Source organism: Devosia sp. LjRoot16, from assembly GCF_964252795.1.
In the GTDB taxonomy this organism is placed as follows: Bacteria; Pseudomonadota; Alphaproteobacteria; order Rhizobiales; family Devosiaceae; genus Devosia_A.
On record NZ_CAXUPH020000007.1, the window covers coordinates 171,899 to 188,820 of the forward strand.

The 16,922-nt window shown below is 67.0% G+C and carries 16 protein-coding genes; 12 read left to right on the forward strand and 4 right to left on the reverse strand.

Annotation, left to right across the window (positions count from 1 at the left end):
- Positions 1 to 53: 53 nt before the first annotated feature.
- From ACSQ23_RS27275 to ACSQ23_RS27285, 3 genes are read left to right on the forward strand one after another with little or no spacing between them, the layout of a single operon-like run.
- Positions 54 to 602, forward strand: coding sequence for a 2Fe-2S iron-sulfur cluster-binding protein (locus ACSQ23_RS27275; RefSeq protein WP_436092564.1), 549 nt, complete (start codon positions 54 to 56; stop codon positions 600 to 602).
- A complete protein-coding gene (locus ACSQ23_RS27280; RefSeq protein ID WP_436092565.1) occupies positions 599 to 1,552 on the forward strand; it encodes an FAD binding domain-containing protein in 954 nt (317 codons plus the stop codon). Before ACSQ23_RS27275 ends, ACSQ23_RS27280 begins: the two co-directional genes overlap by 4 nt.
- Positions 1,549 to 3,666, forward strand: coding sequence for a molybdopterin cofactor-binding domain-containing protein (locus tag ACSQ23_RS27285; protein ID WP_436092566.1), 2,118 nt, complete (start codon positions 1,549 to 1,551; stop codon positions 3,664 to 3,666). Before ACSQ23_RS27280 ends, ACSQ23_RS27285 begins: the two co-directional genes overlap by 4 nt.
- Before the next feature lie 185 nt (positions 3,667 to 3,851).
- Here the strand turns inward: ACSQ23_RS27285 and ACSQ23_RS27290 are convergent, their stop codons facing one another.
- From ACSQ23_RS27290 to ACSQ23_RS27300, 3 genes are read right to left on the reverse strand one after another with little or no spacing between them, the layout of a single operon-like run.
- Positions 3,852 to 4,412: a nucleotidyltransferase family protein gene (locus tag ACSQ23_RS27290; protein ID WP_436092567.1), complete on the reverse strand. Its 561-nt coding sequence runs from the start codon at positions 4,410 to 4,412 to the stop codon at positions 3,852 to 3,854.
- Complete coding sequence (locus tag ACSQ23_RS27295; protein WP_436092568.1) at positions 4,405 to 5,397, reverse strand: XdhC family protein; 993 nt, start codon at positions 5,395 to 5,397, stop codon at positions 4,405 to 4,407. The genes ACSQ23_RS27290 and ACSQ23_RS27295 overlap by 8 nt, the downstream gene beginning before the upstream one ends.
- Positions 5,398 to 5,429: 32 nt before the next feature.
- Complete coding sequence (locus ACSQ23_RS27300) at positions 5,430 to 6,170, reverse strand: FadR/GntR family transcriptional regulator (RefSeq protein ID WP_436092569.1); 741 nt, start codon at positions 6,168 to 6,170, stop codon at positions 5,430 to 5,432.
- 149 nt (positions 6,171 to 6,319) lie between these two features.
- On the opposite strand from ACSQ23_RS27300, the gene ACSQ23_RS27305 reads away from it, so the two are divergent.
- The 5 genes from ACSQ23_RS27305 to ACSQ23_RS27325 all read left to right on the forward strand — a co-directional run bounded on the left by ACSQ23_RS27305 (position 6,320) and on the right by ACSQ23_RS27325 (position 11,443).
- On the forward strand, positions 6,320 to 6,970 hold the full coding sequence (locus ACSQ23_RS27305; RefSeq protein WP_055877595.1) for a GDSL-type esterase/lipase family protein: 651 nt from the start codon (positions 6,320 to 6,322) through the stop codon (positions 6,968 to 6,970).
- Between the two features lie 112 nt (positions 6,971 to 7,082).
- Positions 7,083 to 8,063, forward strand: a complete 981-nt coding sequence (locus ACSQ23_RS27310; RefSeq protein WP_055877596.1) for a substrate-binding domain-containing protein — start codon at positions 7,083 to 7,085, stop codon at positions 8,061 to 8,063.
- A 202-nt stretch (positions 8,064 to 8,265) separates the two neighbouring features.
- Positions 8,266 to 9,309, forward strand: coding sequence for an ABC transporter permease (locus ACSQ23_RS27315; protein WP_436092570.1), 1,044 nt, complete (start codon positions 8,266 to 8,268; stop codon positions 9,307 to 9,309).
- The gene (locus tag ACSQ23_RS27320; RefSeq protein ID WP_248310511.1) at positions 9,309 to 10,076 is read left to right on the forward strand and encodes an ATP-binding cassette domain-containing protein; all 768 of its coding nucleotides are present in this window, start codon (positions 9,309 to 9,311) and stop codon (positions 10,074 to 10,076) included. Before ACSQ23_RS27315 ends, ACSQ23_RS27320 begins: the two co-directional genes overlap by 1 nt.
- Positions 10,077 to 10,279: 203 nt before the next feature.
- On the forward strand, positions 10,280 to 11,443 hold the full coding sequence (locus ACSQ23_RS27325; RefSeq protein WP_436092571.1) for a serine hydrolase domain-containing protein: 1,164 nt from the start codon (positions 10,280 to 10,282) through the stop codon (positions 11,441 to 11,443).
- Between the two features lie 143 nt (positions 11,444 to 11,586).
- On the opposite strand, the gene ACSQ23_RS27330 is transcribed toward ACSQ23_RS27325, so the two are convergent.
- The gene (locus tag ACSQ23_RS27330; protein WP_436092572.1) at positions 11,587 to 11,907 is read right to left on the reverse strand and encodes a nuclear transport factor 2 family protein; all 321 of its coding nucleotides are present in this window, start codon (positions 11,905 to 11,907) and stop codon (positions 11,587 to 11,589) included.
- A 506-nt stretch (positions 11,908 to 12,413) separates the two neighbouring features.
- On the opposite strand from ACSQ23_RS27330, the gene ACSQ23_RS27335 reads away from it, so the two are divergent.
- The 4 genes from ACSQ23_RS27335 (at position 12,414) to ACSQ23_RS27350 (ending at position 16,921) form a co-directional block, all read left to right on the forward strand.
- Positions 12,414 to 13,763 carry an extracellular solute-binding protein gene (locus tag ACSQ23_RS27335; RefSeq protein ID WP_436092573.1) on the forward strand — a complete coding sequence of 450 codons (1,350 nt, stop codon included), beginning with the start codon at positions 12,414 to 12,416 and terminating at the stop codon, positions 13,761 to 13,763.
- A 102-nt stretch (positions 13,764 to 13,865) separates the two neighbouring features.
- A complete protein-coding gene (locus ACSQ23_RS27340) occupies positions 13,866 to 14,816 on the forward strand; it encodes a carbohydrate ABC transporter permease (protein ID WP_056004031.1) in 951 nt (316 codons plus the stop codon).
- Entirely contained in the window at positions 14,813 to 15,640 is an 828-nt protein-coding gene (locus ACSQ23_RS27345; RefSeq protein WP_055877611.1) for a carbohydrate ABC transporter permease, read from the forward strand. The genes ACSQ23_RS27340 and ACSQ23_RS27345 overlap by 4 nt, the downstream gene beginning before the upstream one ends.
- Positions 15,641 to 15,664: 24 nt before the next feature.
- Positions 15,665 to 16,921, forward strand: a complete 1,257-nt coding sequence (locus ACSQ23_RS27350; protein ID WP_156384799.1) for a Gfo/Idh/MocA family protein — start codon at positions 15,665 to 15,667, stop codon at positions 16,919 to 16,921.
- Position 16,922: the final 1 nt, after the last annotated feature.

The window sequence follows — 16,922 nt, forward strand, 5'->3', positions numbered from 1 at the left end:
ACGCGGGGGAGGATCAGCACTGGCTTTTTCCCAAAACCGCTCTAGGCTCACCGGTGCTTTTCTTGAGGGGGGAATCCATGACTGCCACGCCCCGGCTGCCGGTGACGCTGAGCGTCAACGGCGAAATTCGCACGCTATCGCTCGATCCGAGGGTGACGCTGCTCGACGCGCTGCGCGAGCATTTGTTGCTCACCGGCACCAAGAAGGGCTGCGACCAGGGGCAGTGCGGCGCCTGCACGGTGCTGGTGAACGGGCGGCGGATCAACAGTTGCCTCAGCCTCGCGGTGATGCATGAAGGCGACGAGATTTCGACCATCGAAGGGCTGGGGACGCCCGAGGCGCTGCACCCGATGCAGGCGGCGTTTATCGAGCATGACGGCTTCCAGTGCGGCTATTGCACGCCGGGGCAGATCCTTTCGTCGCTCTCCGTGATCGAAGAGATCCGGGCGGGGGTGCCGAGCCATGTCACCGGCGATCTCGAAGCGCCGATCCCGTTGAGCGACGCAGAAATCCGCGAGCGGATGAGCGGCAATCTCTGCCGCTGCGCCGCCTACCCCAACATCATGGCGGCGATCCGCGACTATCTGGGAGAGGGCGCATGAAGCCGTTCAGCTATGAGCGGGTGACGACTCCGGCCGAGGCGGTGGAGGCCGCGGCGGCGCGGCCGGGGGCGCGGTTCATCGCCGGCGGTACCAACCTGCTCGACCTGATGAAGCTCGGGATCGAAGCGCCTGATCATCTGATCGACGTCAACCGGCTGGGGCTCGATACCATCGAGCCGACGGCGGAGGGCGGCTTGCGCATCGGGGCGCTGGTGCGCAACGCCGACCTTGCGGCGGACAGGCGGGTGCGGCGGGATTATGCGGTGCTGGCGCGGGCGCTGCTGTCGGGCGCCTCGGGGCAGTTGCGCAACAAGGCGACGACGGCGGGCAACCTGCTGCAGCGCACTCGGTGCCCGTATTTCTACAATACCGACATGCCCTGCAATAAGCGGCGCCCCGGCTCGGGTTGCTCGGCGATCGGTGGCCTGACTCACAACCTCGCAGTGCTCGGGGTGAGCGATGCCTGCATCGCCACCCACCCCTCCGACATGTGCGTGGCGCTGCGGGCGCTCGATGCGACGGTCGAGACGGTCGGCGTGGGCGGGCGGACGCGGTCGATCCCGATCGCCGCGTTCCACCGGCTGCCGGGCGACCGGCCCGATATCGAGACGGCGCTCGAGCCGGGCGAGCTGATCACCGCGGTGGTGCTGCCCGCAACGCTTGGCGGGGTGCAGCTTTACCGCAAGGTGCGGGAGCGTGCCTCCTATGCCTTCGCCAATGTCACGGTGGCGCTGGTGGCGCGTGAGGGGCAGATCGTGCGGCTGGCCTTTGGCGGGCTGGCGGCAAAACCCTGGCGGGTCGAGGCGGCGGAGGGGGGAACGGACGCCGATCTCGCGGCGGACCTGGCGCTGGCAGGGGCGACGCCCACCGAAGACAATGCCTACAAGCTGCCCTTGGCGCGACGGACGCTGAAGGCGACGCTGGTGCAGGTGGCGGAGGTCCGGCCATGATTGGGCAGGGGATCAGCCGCACCGATGGGCCGATCAAGGTCACCGGGCGGGCCGCCTATTCGGCCGAACGGCAGGATGCCGGGCCGACGCTCTATGGCTACATCCTCGGCGCCGGCATCGGCCGGGGTCGGGTGGCGCGGATCGACATCGCGGCGGCCAAAGCGGCGCCCGGGGTGCGGCTGGTGTGGACGCATGAGAATGCGCCCGAGCAGGGGCCGGCCGAGGGCATCGAAGGCGACATGATGGACCGGACGCGGCCAGAGTTGGTCAGCGACCGGATCAACTATTACGGCATGCCGATCGCCTTCGTGGTGGCCGAGAGTTTTGAGGAGGCGCGGGCGGCCGCCGGGCTGATCACGGTCGAATACGAGGCCGAAGCCGGAGCGTTTGCGCTCGGCGGGTTCGGGCCAGACCTCCACTGGCGGCGGCCGTCGCAGGCGGGCGATATCGACCAGGCGATGCGGGAGGGGCCGGTGACGGTCGAAGAAACCTACAGCACGCCTTACCACTTCTCGCAGCCGATGGAGCTCCATGCCTCGATCGCCGACTGGCGCGACGGACACCTCCATCTCTATCTCACGGCGCAGATGGTGAACCAGCTGACCACCGGGCTCGGCAAGACCTTGCGGCTCGACCCCAGCGCCATCAGCATCGACAGCGCCTATGTCGGCGGCGGTTTTGGCTCGAAGATCGTGCTGCATTGCGAGGCAGTGCTGGCCTCGCTGGCGACGATGGCCCTGGGCCAACCGGTGAAGCTGATGCTGACCCGGCGGCAGATCTTCACCCTGGTCGGGCACCGGCCGGCCTCGATCAGCCGGGTGCGGCTCGCGGCGACACCCGATGGGCGGCTGACCGCGCTCGGCCATGATGCACTGATCCAGGTGCGCACTGACGACGCCTGGGACGAAGGTGTCTCGTCGGTGGGGAAGGCCCTCTATGCCTCGCCCAACCGGCTGACCCGGCAGGCGCACCAGGCCCTCGATGTGCAGCCGGGCGAGCCGGTGCGCGGCCCCGGCGAGCTGCCGGGGCTGATGGTGCTGGAATCGGCGATGGACGAACTGGCCGAAAAGCTCGGCATCGATCCGATCGAGTTGCGGTTACGCAACGACACCCAGATCGACCCGGACAAGCGGCTGCCGCTGAGCGGACGGCGGCTGGCCGATTGCCTCCGCGAAGGGGCCGAGCAGTTCGGCTGGCGCGACCGGCCGACCCGCCCGGCGAGCCGCCGCGATGGGCGCTGGCTGGTCGGCTACGGCGTCGCCTCGTCGATGCGCGGGCATTACCAGACGTCAGCCGAGGTGCTGGTGCGGATCGAGCCGGACGGTTTTGTGATCGTCCGCTCCGACATGACCGATATCGGCACCGGCACCTACACCATCGTGGCGCAGGTGGTGGCGGAAGCGCTGGGCGTGCCGATGTCGCAGATCAAGGTGGAGCTGGCGCACACCAAGCACCCCAAGGGCAATGGCGCCGGCGGCTCGTGGGGTGCGGCCAACACCACGGTCGCCGCCGACCGGGCCGCCGCCGCGCTGCGAGCGCGGATCGCCCTCGTGGCTGGGACGAGCTACAACGACATCTTCGCCGAAGTGCGCCGGCATTTCCCCGACGGCATCGAGGAGACCGGCAAGACGCTCGATAATTCCGAGGATCCGAACTACCGCACCCACGCGCAATATACCTATGGCGCGTCCTTCGCCGAGGTCGGGGTGGATATCGATACCGGCGAAGTGCGGCTCAGGCGCATGCTTGGAGTGTTCGCGGCCGGCCGCATCCTCAACGCCAAGACGGCGCGCTCGCAGCTGATCGGCGGCATGATCTGGGGGGTAAGCGCTGCGCTGCAGGAAGCCGGAGCACTCGACCCGCGCCATGGCCACTGGGTGAACGGCGATTTTGCCGAGTACCTGATCCCGACCCATGCCGACATCCCCGCGATCGACGCCATCATGCTCGAGGATTTCGACGACAAGGCCAACCACCTGGGGGTGAAAGGGATCGGCGAACTGGGGGCGGGCGGCACCGGCGGCTCGGTGGCCAACGCGGTGTACAATGCCACGGGCGTGCGGGTGCGGGATTTTCCGATCACGCTGGCGAAGCTGCTGCCGGGGTTGCCCTGACGGTGCAGGGCGCCATGAGGGGGCGGCGCGCTTGGCGCCCCTCACCCCGCGGTGAGGCCTTCGGCCTCCCCGCCGCCCTCTCCCCAGAGGGGCGAGGGGGCGTTGGGGCACTGCCGGTGCAAAGTGCGTCCCCTCGCCCCTCTGGGGAGAGGGTTAGGGTGAGGGGCGCCAAGCACACCAGTGCTTCACGTCGGATCGAAATCTCCGGGTACATCGAAGTCGCGGGCGAGGCCTGGAGGTGCGACCACCAGGCCGGCGTTGGCCAGCAAATGCCTGGCGCCATGGTCGCCTGACAGCGCGACCAGATCGAGGAACAGCCGGCGCGGAAACAGCACGGGTGGGCCGCGTGAGCCATCGAAGCTTGTCGCCACCACATCAGTATCGCCAGCAGCCAGCAGCCTGCCGAGGTGCTCCGCGCTGACATGGGGCATATCGGCGAGGCAGACCAGCAGTGCCTCGGCGCCGAGCTCGAGCGCGCGTTGGGCGCCGAGCGCCAGCGACGACCCCATGCCCTGCGACGGGTCGGGGTTCTCGACCAGCTCGAAGCTGCGGTCCTCGAACAGCTGCCGCCGTGCCGACGGCACGGGTGGGACGATGGCGACGCGCCAGGTCAGCGGCAAGGATGCCAGCGTATCGGCGATGTGGGCGGCCAGCGGCTTGCCGGCATAGGGATGGAGCAGCTTGTCGCCGCCGAAGCGGGTCGAGAGGCCGGCCGCGAGGACGACCGCGGCGATGGGCTCAGGCACGGTCAAGCTGGGCGCGGGTGGCTGAGATCTGGGCGAGCACCGAGAGCGCCAGCATGCCGGGGTCGCGAGCCCGGTCGATCAGCCCGATCGGGCCGTGGATGCGGTCGATGGCGGCGGGCGAGAGGCCCATGGCGGCAAGCCGGGCACGGCGCAGGCCGTGGGTTTTGACGCTGCCCAGCGCCCCGACATAAAAGCCATCGGCTACGGCGGCGCGGGCGAGGATGGCGTTTTCCCATTCGTGCTCGTGGAACAGCAGCACCGTCGCCGTCCAGGGGTCGATCGGCAGCTCGAAGGCTTGCGCCGGGGTGGTGAGGATTTCGATCGGCACATTGAGCGCGGCGAGGGCGTGGGCCGAGCTTTCGTCCGGGGTGGCGAGCCGCAGGTCGAACTCGGCGGCAGCGCTGACGCGGGCCATCACCTCGAACTCGGGGCCACGGCCGACCAGCAGCAGCCTGGTGCGCGGCTGGTAGCGGCGGATGAATACCCCGTCGCGCCAACCGGTAGGGGCCGGGCTGTCGGTAATCGTGGCGGCCGAATGCGCGGGATCCAAGGCGATGGCGAAGGCCTCGCGTCGCTCGAAGCGGGCGATGGCTTCGGCGAGCAACGCGGCCTGCGGTTGCGCGTGCAGCATCAGGTCGACGCCGCCGCCACAGGGAAAGCGGATATCGATGAAGCGCGACCCGCGGCCGAAGCGGAAGGTCTGATCCTCGCCCGCTGCGATCAGCGGCGCGAACTCGGCGGCGATGGCGGGCTCGACGCAGCCACCCGAGACATGGCCGAGGTGCCGACCATCGGCCAGCACCGCCATATGGGTGCCGAGCGCCTTGGGCGCGCCGCCATCGATGGCCGAAAGCGTGACGAGGGCGCCGGGAATGCCGAGCGCCCGGGCGCGCGCCAGGAACACGAACGGCGCGAGTTCGCGATCCATCCCCGCAAAGGCTGCCGGCGCGAGATCGTCCTCGCCATGCTCGGCCCTGGCCAGCATGTACTCTCCTCCAAAGGCGTTTCGAGGGGAGATTAGGCCGAGATCGTCTCGCGGACCAGCGCTCGGCGCAGCAGTTCTGCGGCGGCCTCGCCATTGCCGGCAGTGAGCAGGGGGGCGAGGCGGGCGAGGGCTGCGAGGTCGATCGTCGTGACGAGGCGATCGAGGAAGGCAGCATCGTCGGTCAACAGGCTGCCGACGCAGGCGGCGGTGAACGAGGTGAGGAAGCGGTTGCCGCTGGCATTGGCGACTTCGAGCAGCAGCGCGGCAAGCCCGGTGCGCTTGGCCTCCGGCGTGCCGGCGGCGGCGAGGCTGCGCACCACTTCGGCGACCCGGCCGGCATGGCGGCGGCTGGCGGCTTCGGCGGCCATGGCGGGCTGGGTGTTTGCGATCGCCACCCAGAGTTCCTCGCTGACGCGGGCCGAGCCGAGCTTGCGCGACCAGGCGATCACCTCGGGGTTCAGCATGTCCCAGCGGCTGCGCTCGAGCACCAGGGTGCCGCGCTTGCGGCGGGTTTCGACGAGGCCTTTGGAGGCGAGCCCCTTGATCGCTTCGCGGAGCGCCGTGCGGCTGACGCCGAGATCGGCGCTCAGCTGATGCTCATTGGGGAGGATGCTGCCGACGGGGAAGTGGCCCGACGCAATGGCCTGGAAAATCTCGCGCGCTACCAGGCGATTGAGATCGTCCGGTTCGTGCTTGACGGTATTCAGCCCGCCGGGCGAGGCGACGGCCGAGTGGCGCAGGGGGATCGGGTCCGGGCGGCGATAGACGGTCACGCGTGCGGTCTTTCCAACAGCATTATGCCGGGTCGGCTCGCCACAGAGGCGAATCCACCCGGTTGTCATTCTCATTAGGTAGGATTTATACCTCAGGCTGCGTCGCCAAGGCAATGCCGGTGCGTCGCGACTCGAGGGAACCGCTTCACATGCCTACCATCGTCTGCTTCGGCGACTCCAATACCTGGGGCTGCCCGCCCTTCGCCAATATCGCCCAGACGCCGGACCGGATCGTGCCGGCGCGGCGCTGGGCCAATGTGCTGGGGCGCGAACTCGGGCCGGACAGCTGGATCGTCGAGGAGGGGCTCAGCGGCCGCACCACGGTGTTCGACGATCCGATCGAGGGCGTGCACAAGAACGGCTCGCGCACGCTGATCCCGATCCTCGAATCGCATGCGCCGATGGACGTCTTGATCGTCATGCTGGGCACCAACGACTTCAAGGACCAGCTGTCGATCACCGCCTATAACTCGGCGCGCGGCACGCTGACGCTGATCCAGATGATCAAGGGGCACTTCGCCATGGTGGAGCATCCGCCCGAGGTGCTGGTGGTGACGCCGCCTGCCATCACCGAAGATGCCGAGCCGGCGATGTGGGGCGTCGGCCACCAGCGCTGCCGCGACCACGCGCATTATCTCGAGCAGGTGGCGCACCGCACCGGGTGCTTCCATTTCGACGCCAACAAGGTGGTGCGGGCCGGGATCGACGGCATCCACATGGATGAGGCGGCGCACGAAGTTCTCGGCAAAGCCCTGGCGGTGGAGGTGCGCGCCATCCTCTCGATGCGAAACCTGCGTTGAGTGCTTTACATCATACATATTATTTAATAGTCGTGGAGGGGAAGGCGCAGTGAGCGCCTCGCGGCAGGCGCGTGTCGGGAGGATGCGGGCCGTTGCCATTGGGGAGGACATAATGAATTTGAGGAAACTGAGCGCGCTGGCGCTCGCCGCCATCATGGCTGCCGCAGCGCCGTTCGCCGCGCAGGCGCAGGAAGACGTGATCATCATGCTGGGCGGGCCGAGCTCGGATCCGTTCTGGGGCGCGGTGCAGCAGGGTTTCGACCAGGCCACCAAGGATTACGGCGTCAAGACGCAGTGGACGGCGCCGGCTGATTTCAACGACATCGTGCCGGTGTATACCAAGATGTTCGAAGCGGCGATCGCCCGGAAGCCGGCCGCTATCGCGGTAGGCAACTTCTTTCCCGAGCCGACCGAGCCCTTGATCAAGCAGGCGGCGGCCGAGGGCATCCCGGTCATCATCATCAACTCGGGCGGCTTCAAGTACCAGGAGCTGGGCGCCATCGGCTTTATCGGTGAGGACAGCTACCAGATGGGCTACCAGGGCGGCAAAGTGGCGGTGGGCAAGGGCGTGAAGAACGGCCTCTGCATCAACCAGATCGCCGCCAACCCGGTGCTGGAGCAGCGCTGCCAAGGCTATATCGACGCCGTCACCGAAGCCGGCGGCAAGGCCAAGATGGTGATCCTCGCGTCGGAGGATATCGGCAACAGCCAGAAGGTGCAGGCCGCGGTCAGCGCCATGCTGATGCAGGACCAGACGATCGACGGCATCGTGACGCTGGGCGTGGCGGTGGGTGTCGATGCGCTGGAATCGGTCAAGCAGGTGCGGGCCACCGGCCGCGCTGTCGATCTCGGCACCATGGACCTCGGCAATGCCGTGCTCGAGGCGGTAGCCGCCGGCGAGATGAGCTTTGCCTCCGACCAGCAGCCGTTCCTGCAGGGCTATTACGGCGTGATGATCCCCTTGATGTACAACAAGTACAAGATGGCCCCGTCGGGCGTGATCAGCGTCGGCCCCTACATGGTGACGCAGGAAAACGCCGCCGCCGTGCTGGCGGTGAACAAGAGCATTCCGGGCTCGCGCGGCGCGAACTGAGTGGCAGGGCAGGGCGGGGGAGTTGGACGCAACCCCGCCCTTAGCTCCCCTCCCCCTTGAGGGGAGGGGTTGGGGGTGGGGGTCCATCGGTGATCACAGAACCACCCCCACCCCCGCCCCTCCCCTCAAGGGGGAGGGGAGCAGGCTCTCGCCTGAGCGTTGCCTTCCGCGCTAGCCTTCGAACTCCGACGGACCTGATGAAATGACCACTGCCATGGAAACCACCATCGCCGATCCGCCTGCCCCTCCGACCCGCTTCGGGCTCCTGGAGCGCCTGCTCAGGATCGTGTGGATCGGGCCGCTGATCGCGGCTTTGGTGATCTACGTCTTCTTCGTCATCGTCGGCGGCGCCTCGGGCTTCTTTTCGATCCCGGGCACTGCTGGATGGCTCAATACCGCAGCGGAGCTGGGGATCATCGCACTGCCGGTGGGGCTGTTGATGATCTCGGGCGAGTTCGACCTTTCGACCGGCTCGGTGGTCGGCGCCGCTTCGATTATCGTGGCGCTGGGCACCGGGTTCTATGGGTTGCCGATCGAACTCACCATCGTCATGGCGCTGAGCCTCGGGGTCGGGGTCGGCTGTTTCAATGCGCTCTTGGTCAATGCCACGAAGCTTCCGAGCTTTATCGTGACGCTCGCCTCGAACTTCATTCTTGCCGGTACGGCGCTGGGGCTGAGCCGGCTGATCTCGGGCTCGTCCAACGTCTCGCTGAAAGATGCCGGCTGGGCCGAGGCGGTGCTGGGCTCGAAATGGATGTTCTTCAACGTCTCGGTGCTTTGGTACTTGCTCGCCGCCATCCTCGCCGCCTGGGTGCTGAAGCAGACCCGGTTCGGCAACTGGATCTTTGCCACCGGCGGCAACCCCGATGCGGCACGCCGCGCCGGTGTGCCGGTGGCGCGGGTCAAACTCATTCTCTTCATCTGGACGGCCGTATCGGCGGCCTTCGTCGGCACCATGTCGGCGGTGATGTACAATCAGGGCAATGCCGCCTCGGGGCAGGGCTATGTGTTCCAGACCGCTATCGCCGCGGTGATTGGCGGGGTGCTGCTGCAGGGCGGTTTCGGCTCGGTGATCGGTATCGTGCTTGGCACCTTCATCTACGGCATCGTCAGCCTCGGGCTGTTTTACACCGGCTGGCCCACCGACTGGCTCGCCACCTTCATCGGCGGGCTGCTGGTGATCGCCGTGCTCACCAACAACCTGATCCGCGAGCTGGCGCTGAACCGGGGAAAGAAGAAACTCTGATGACCGCGCTCATGACGCTCGAAGGCGTCACCCGCACCTTCGGCAACAATATCGCCCTCAACGACGTCAGCCTCGAAGCCCATCCGGGCGAGGTGCATTGCCTGCTCGGCGACAATGGCGCCGGCAAGTCGACGCTGATCAAGATCATGTCCGGGGTGACGCCGCCGACCATCGGCACGCTGACCTTCGACGGCAAGCCGGTCGCCTTCCGCTCGCCGCGCGACGCGCAGGCCCATGGCATCGGCACGGTGCACCAGGATGTGGGCTCGATCCCCTTGATCTCGGTGGCGCGCAACTTCTTTCTCGGGAACGAGCCGACCAAAGGCTGGGGGCCGTTCCGGCGGCTCGACCATCAGACGGCGAACCGCATCGCGCTCGAGCAGATCCGGCAGATGGGGATCCGCCGGATCGGTGATGCCGAGCAGCTGGTCGGCACCATGTCGGGCGGCGAGCGGCAGGCGCTGGCCATCGCCCGGGCGCTGTATTTCGGGGCCAAGCTCCTGATCCTCGACGAGCCCACTGCAGCCCTGGGAGTGAAGGAAAGCAAGATCGTCATCGACCTGATCAAGCAGGCGCGGGAGCAGGGCATCGCGCTGGTGTTCATCACGCACAATGCGACGCACGCGCTCAGCGTCGGTGACCGCTTTACCGTGCTGATCCAGGGGCGGGTCGCCAGCCAGTTCAAACGCGGCGAGAAGACCCGCGAAGAGGTGCTCAACCTCATGGCGGGCGGGGAAGAGTTCGATGCCGTGGGGCATGGGGATTGATGACGACTAGGGCCGAGCGTGGGGCCACCCCCCCCCCCAGCGACGCTAGTTCGCTTCGCTCACAAGCTTTGCTGCCCTCCCCACAAGGGGGAGGGAGAGGCGAGAACCGAGTACGTGCAGCTAGCGTCTCCCTCCCCCTTGTGGGGAGGGATCAAGGGTGGGGGTGGGGAGCCACCAGAGGAACGGGTTAGGCGGGGGAGCCAATGAACTATCAATCGCAGTCGGCGCCGGTCATGGGGTATGTGGCGCCGGGCTTTGAGGCGGTGGCGGAGGAGTTTGCGCGCAACTTCACGGTGCGCGGCGATGTCGGGGCGGCGTTCGCCGCGGTGCATAGGGGGACGCTCGTCGTCGACCTCTGGGGCGGCATGGCGGCGCCGGGGCGGCCGTGGCAGCAGGACACGCTGCAGGTGATCTATTCCGGCACCAAGGGGCTGTTCGCCGGGTGCGTCTTGAAGCTGGTGGAACGCGGGCAGCTCGATCTGAACGCGCCGGTGGCGCGGTACTGGCCGGAGTTTGCAGAGAACGGCAAAGCCCGGGTGCTGGTGCGGCATGTCACTTCGCATTCGGCCGGCCTGCCGGGGATCGCGGCGCCGCTGAGCGCCGCCGACTACACCGATTATGCGCGCATGGAAGCGCTGCTGGCGGCGCAGCCGCTGGCCGCCGACCCCAACGCTTTCCACTGCTACCACCCGGTGACCATCGGCTGGCTGGTGGGCGCTTTGGTGCGGCGGGTCGATGGGCGGACGCTTGGCCGGTTTTTCGCCGAAGAGATCGCGACGCCGCTGGGGCTCGATGCCTTTATCGGGCTCCCCGAGGCGCTGGAGCCGCGGGTTGGGCGGATCGAATTGGGGCCGGGCATGCTGCCGTTTGACGAGGCGTTCGGGCCGGAGCAGCGGGCCGACCCGATGTTCGCGTCGATCTGGGGTAATCCGCCGCTCTTCCCCGAGGATCTCCCCTGGAACACTCGCGCCTACCACGCGGCCGAGATCGGCGGCGCCGGCGGCATCGCCACGGCGCGGGCGATGGCGCGCTACTACGGCTGCATGGCGCAAGGCGGCAGCATCGACGGGATCGAGATCCTGAAGCCCGAAACCGTGGCGTTGGGACGGGCCGAGCAGAGCCGCTTCATGGACCCTTATATCGCCGAAGCCATGGCGTTCGGCGTCGGCTGGGCGCTGCAGACGCCACAGGGCAGGTTCGGCCCGGCGCCGGATGCCTTCGGCCATTCAGGGGCAGGCGGCTCGATCCATGCGGGCTGGCCGACCGAGCAGGTCGGGTTCAGCTATACGATGAACCAGATGCGGGGGGATCCGGAGGACTTGAGGTCACGGCATGTGCTGAAGCGGTTGTATGAGATTGTGAGGTAGGGCGGGGCCGGTGTGCTTGGCGCCCCTCACCCTAACCCTCTCCCCAGAGGGGAGAGGGGACGCACTTTGCACGGGCGGCGCCACAACGCCCCCTCGCCCCTCTGGGGAGAGGGCCGGGGTGAGGGGCGCCAAGCACACCAGCCCTAACTGATCACCAACCGCGCAATCCGTCCGCCGGTCAGCGTGAATGCCATGGTGCCTTCGCCGTTGTAGCCATTGCCGCTGACGGCCAGCCGCACCCGGTACGCGTCAGCCCCGTTGGGCTCGACCTCGAGCAGCCGGAATTTCGACTGCACGCCGATATTGTCCGTCTCGTTCCAGCTGGCGATGCCGTCGCGACCGGTGAAGTCGCGGCCCCAGTCGCTGAGGAAGGCATCCGGAGTGAAGGCTTCCAGGAAGGCGGCGGTGTCGCCGGCATTGGTGGCGGCGATGAAGCGCTGGATGACGGGCGGGGTGGTGCTCATGCGAGGGCTCCGGGTGGGTATGCTGGATTTGTAGCGCCCGGCGTTGGTGAGCGACAGGCCAGTCGTGCGACGGGCTGGCCGTCTGCGTCGGCGTGCTTGGCGCCCCTCACCCTGACCCTCTCCCCAGAGGGGCGAGGGGACGCACTTTGTACCGCCGGTGCCACAACGCGCCCTCGCCCCTCTGGGGAGAGGGCAGCGGATGAGGCCAAAGGCCTCACCGCGGGGTGAGGGGCGCCAAGCGCACCGGCCTCGCACCACACCCCCATAACCGACCGACCGTCGGTCCCAAATCCCTACGACTTTTTGCGCAACGGCGAGTCCCAGCGTGCCGCTTGACCGGGTGTCGCTACCCGTGTCATCGTTCAGCCTATGGATAGGCGTTCAACATAGTGAACGACGGCGCACAAGACGCCGGCCACGAAGTCTCGCCTGTCCCCGACCGATCATCACGCCTCCCGATGCCCGGGAAGCGATGAAGCGCTCGTGTTCCTTGGGAGGAAAACAACGTGTCCAAGACCACCCTAACGCAGTTCACGCCCAGCCGGCGTGCTGTTCTTGCCGGTCTCGCCGCCTCGCCGTTCGCGCTTGCCGCCGGCAGCCATTTCGCCATGGCGCAGCCGACCAGCGGCACGCTGTCGATCGGCATTCTCGATTGGGCCGAAACCGGCATCAAGCCGGTGTTTGCCGCCTATGAGGCCGCCCGCCCGGGCGTCAAGATCGACTACTCGATCCTGCCCGGCGATGGCCCGGGCCTGCGCCAGGCGCTGCTGTCGCGCCGCCTCGCCAACAAGCTGCCCGATATCACCTACCTGGCCGATATCTTCGCCACGCAGTTCGCCAATGCGCAGGTCACCGCCGACATGCGGCCGTTCCTGACCTCGGGCGGCCCGATCACCATGACCTCGCTCGCGAAGCCCTTCCTCGACCAGTACCTGGTCACCTCGGGCCCGAACAAGGACGGCATTTTCGGCCTGCCGATCGGCGCCGATACCGTGGTGCTCTACTACAACAAGAAGCACTTCGACGACGCCGGCATCCCGTACCCGAACGACGACTGGACTTTTGAAAAGCAGATCGAGGTCGCGACCCAGCTGACCCAGAAGAACGGCAACGTCACCACCCGTTACGGCCTCGCCGCCTCGGTGCCGTGGCACGCCACCTACGTGCCGGGCATCGAAGCCTTCGGCGATACGCTGCTCGACGAAAACAACATGTACAAGCTGCAGACCGAAGCGGCGATCAAGGTCTTCACCATGTACTGGGACCAGGTGAAGGCCGGCGTCATCGCCTCCTCGCCGCAGCAGACCCAGCTCGGTGGCGGCTACCAGGCGTTCGGCGCCGGCACGGTGTCGATGCTGCAGTCGGTGCGGGCGCTGACCCCGCTGATCCGCTCGGTCACCACGGACGATTGGGATGTGGCGCTCGAGCCCAAGATCAACGGCGTGCGCAAGACCGGCATGGGCTCGATCGCCCAGGCGATCACCCCGCAGGGCATGGCGAACAACCAGGAGCTCGCCTACGACTACCTCAACTGGTTCTATTCCGAAGACGGCGGCATGAAGATCCTTGCCGCGGGCTACGGCACGGTGCCGCCGGTCGAGGCGCTCTACAACAGCCCGATCTGGACCGAACTGCCGGGCCCACCCTACGACAACCGGGTGTTCGCCGAGTCCATCCAGTATGGCGCGATGAACCCGACTTCGATCCCGGCCGACGTGCAGGTGGTGGTCGATACCGAACTGGCGAAAGCCGAAGAGTCGGTCGTCCTTAACAACGTCCCGGTGGCCGACGCGCTGAAGGCCGCCGAGGCGGTGATCAACGAGGCGATGGCCCGCGTTCTGGCCGCCGGCGGCTGATCACCGACAAGACATGCCGCCGCACTCCTTCAGCGGCGGCAATCAGGAACCGGCTGTGTCCTCCCGCAGCCGGTTCTCCTTTCCACAACGGGATCGACCCTTTTGAGCAAGACCGACACCGCCGACGAGGCCGGCATGTCTGCGATGGCGCGGCCCGCGCCGCGCCGCAGGACGAGCCGCACCGACTCCCCGTTCTGGGCCGCCCTGTTCGTGGGGCCCAACGTGGTCCTGTTCACCGCCTTCATGGTCATCCCCATCGTCTGGGGCCTGGCGCTCAGCCTGTTCGACTGGAACCTGATCTACGAGCCGCGCTTCGTCGGGCTCGACAATTATGTGGCGCTGCTGAACGACGCCCGCGCCGTGAACTCGGTGTGGAAGACGGCTTATCTGCTGGTGCTCGGCGTCGTGCCGACTGTGTTCCTGTCGTTCATCCTCGCGGCGCTGATCAACACCAATTTCCCCGGCTACAGCGTGTTCCGCACGATGTACCTCTTACCGATCGTCATTTCGCTGGTCGCCTCGGCGGTGCTCTGGCGTTTCATGTACGATCCGCGTGTCGGCCCGATCGCGCAATTGCTCAGCTTCTTTGGGGTTTCCGGGCCCAACTGGCTGCAGGATACCACCTGGGCGATGCCCGCTTTGTCACTGGTGATCGTCTGGCTGCGGCTGCCGCTCGGCATCATCCTCTATCTCGCGGCGCTGCAGCAGATTAACCCGCAATTGCTGGAAGCCGCCGAGATCGACGGGGCCGGCCCGTGGCAGAAGCTCCGCCACATCATCTGGCCCAACGTTATGCCGGTGACACTGCTGATCCTGGTACTGACGCTGCGCGGCATCATCTTCGACAGCTTCGACATTGCCTTCGTGATGACCAAGGGCGGGCCGCTCAACTCGACCGATATTCTCGCGGTCTACATCTACGACCTGGCCTTTGCCCAGCTGCGGCTCGGCTATGCCTCGGCGCTCTCGACCGTGCTGTTCGTCATCGTCACGATCCTCGCGCTGATCTTCAACCCGCCGCGCCGGCGCCCGACCAACGGAGACCCGCTATGAGTGCAGGACACCACTGGCGCCGCCGCTTCCATGTTTCCACGGTGGTCTTCTTCGGCCTGCTGATGGCCGCGCCGTTCTACTGGATGGTGATCAACTCGTTCAAATCGAGCCGCGAGGTGGTCGCCTATCCGCCAACCTGGTGGCCGACCGAGTGGCACTTCGAGAACGTCTTCGCGGCGCTCACCTTCCTTGATAGCACCGCCATCGTGAACTCGGTGATCTTCACCGCTGTCATCACCATCACCCAGCTGACCCTGGTGGTGATGACCGGCTTCGCGCTCGCCAAGATGCAGTTCTTCGGCCGCGGCGCGCTGCTGGGCCTGTTCATCATGACGCTGTTCGTGCCGGGGCAGGTGGCGACGATCCCGACCTTCATCCTGGTGCGCAACCTCAACTGGATCGACACCTTCATGGGGCTCTGCATCCCCATCATCGCGCAGACCAGCTTCGGGGTGTTCATCTTCCGGCAGTTCTACATCTCGATGCCCAACGAGATTCTCGATGCGGCCAAGATCGACGGCGCCAACTGGGGGCAGATCTTCGTCAGGATCGTGCTGCCGCTCTCCGGCCCGCCGATCGCCGCCTATACCGCGGTGACGGTGCTCACCGCCTGGAACATGTATGCCTGGCCGCTGATCTCGACGACCGAGCGGGACATGCGGGTGCTGCCGCTGGCGCTGGCCGGGCTCGGCCAATCCTTCTCGCAGACGCCGCCCAACATCGCCATGATGGCGGTGCTGCTCTCGACGCTGCCGATCATCATCTTCTTTATTCTCTGCCAACGCTATTTCATCAACGGCCTCGGCGGCTCGTTGAAGGAATAGGCCGCCTATAGCTGGAGCAAAAACGTGACTACAGTACCAGTCTGCCTCGTCGGGTGCGGCGGCATGGGGAGCCGGCATGTGCAGGGCTTTGCCCGGCTGCAGCGCTCGGGCCTCAGCAATGTCCGGCTCGTCGCGGTGTGCGACGTGCGGCAGGACAATGCCGAGCGGGTGGCCGGCGAAGCCGAAAAGCTGCTCGGCTACCGGCCGAAGATCCACCTCGCCATCGACGACGCGGTGGCTGATCCGGAGATCGCGGCGTTCGACGTGGTGACCGAGGCGTTCAGTCACCTCTCGGTGGTGCTGCCGGCGCTGCGGGCCGGCAAGCATGTGCTCTGCGAGAAGCCGCTGGCGCTGACGGTGCGCTCCTGCCAGGCGCTGATCGATGCGGCGAAGGCGGGTGGGGCGGTGCTGGCGACGGCCGAGAACTATCGGCGCGATCCGACCAACCGGCTGGCCAAGGCAGTGATCGACTCCGGCGTGCTGGGGCCTGTTCATCTGATGGTGCAGACGATGATCGGCGGCAATGACCGGATCATCATCACGCCGTGGCGGCACTTCAAGGACAAGGGCGCCATCGGGCTCGACATGGGCGCGCACCTCACCGACATCGTGCAGTACTATTTCGGGCCGTTCCACTCGGCGTTCGGCAAGGGCTTCATCGCCGAGCCGATCCGCCGCCGGCAGGAAAAGCCGGAGATGCAGACCGAGGCCTACCTGAAGCGCTTCCTCGAAATCCCGGAGCAGATTACCGCGACGGGCGAGGACTCGTTCGCCGCGACCTTCACCATGCAGTCGGGCCTGATGGTGCAGATGTCGTACGTCGCCTCGGGCCCGGGCAAGGGCTACAACCAGCGCACCGTGCACGGGCAGCGCGGCTCGCTCGAGATCTTCAACGATCGCACCGGCAAGGCGCCGATCCTCCACACCGCGGAGGGCGACCTCACCGGACAGGCGCTGGCCGACAAGGTCGGTTTTGCCCTCGATGAGCTGACCCAAACGCTCTATGGCGGCGTGTCCTACGAACTCGACTGGGCCGAGACGGACTCGGGCCTTCTCGCCATCGAGATCCACGATTTCGCCGCCGCCATCATGGAAGGCCGGCCGCCGGAAGTGGATGGAGAGGGCGGCCTCACCGCCGTCGCCTCGGTGCTCGCCGCCTATGAGAGCGGCATTGCCGGCCGGGCGGTGAGCATGGACGAGGTGCTGACCAGCGCCGTTTCGACCTACCAGGATGAAATTGACGCCGATCTCGGGCTGTTGCCCAAGTCGAACGCGGCCTGAG

Coding starts and splice junctions, on each gene's coding strand:
- ACSQ23_RS27280 (WP_436092565.1), top strand. CDS start 599: ATGAAGCCGTTCAGCTATGAGCGGGTGACGACTCCGGCCGAGGCGGTG.
- ACSQ23_RS27285 (WP_436092566.1), top strand. CDS start 1,549: ATGATTGGGCAGGGGATCAGCCGCACCGATGGGCCGATCAAGGTCACC.
- ACSQ23_RS27295 (WP_436092568.1), bottom strand. CDS start 5,397: ATGCTGGCCAGGGCCGAGCATGGCGAGGACGATCTCGCGCCGGCAGCC.
- ACSQ23_RS27305 (WP_055877595.1), top strand. CDS start 6,320: ATGCCTACCATCGTCTGCTTCGGCGACTCCAATACCTGGGGCTGCCCG.
- ACSQ23_RS27310 (WP_055877596.1), top strand. CDS start 7,083: ATGAATTTGAGGAAACTGAGCGCGCTGGCGCTCGCCGCCATCATGGCT.
- ACSQ23_RS27315 (WP_436092570.1), top strand. CDS start 8,266: ATGACCACTGCCATGGAAACCACCATCGCCGATCCGCCTGCCCCTCCG.
- ACSQ23_RS27320 (WP_248310511.1), top strand. CDS start 9,309: ATGACCGCGCTCATGACGCTCGAAGGCGTCACCCGCACCTTCGGCAAC.
- ACSQ23_RS27325 (WP_436092571.1), top strand. CDS start 10,280: ATGAACTATCAATCGCAGTCGGCGCCGGTCATGGGGTATGTGGCGCCG.
- ACSQ23_RS27330 (WP_436092572.1), bottom strand. CDS start 11,907: ATGAGCACCACCCCGCCCGTCATCCAGCGCTTCATCGCCGCCACCAAT.
- ACSQ23_RS27345 (WP_055877611.1), top strand. CDS start 14,813: ATGAGTGCAGGACACCACTGGCGCCGCCGCTTCCATGTTTCCACGGTG.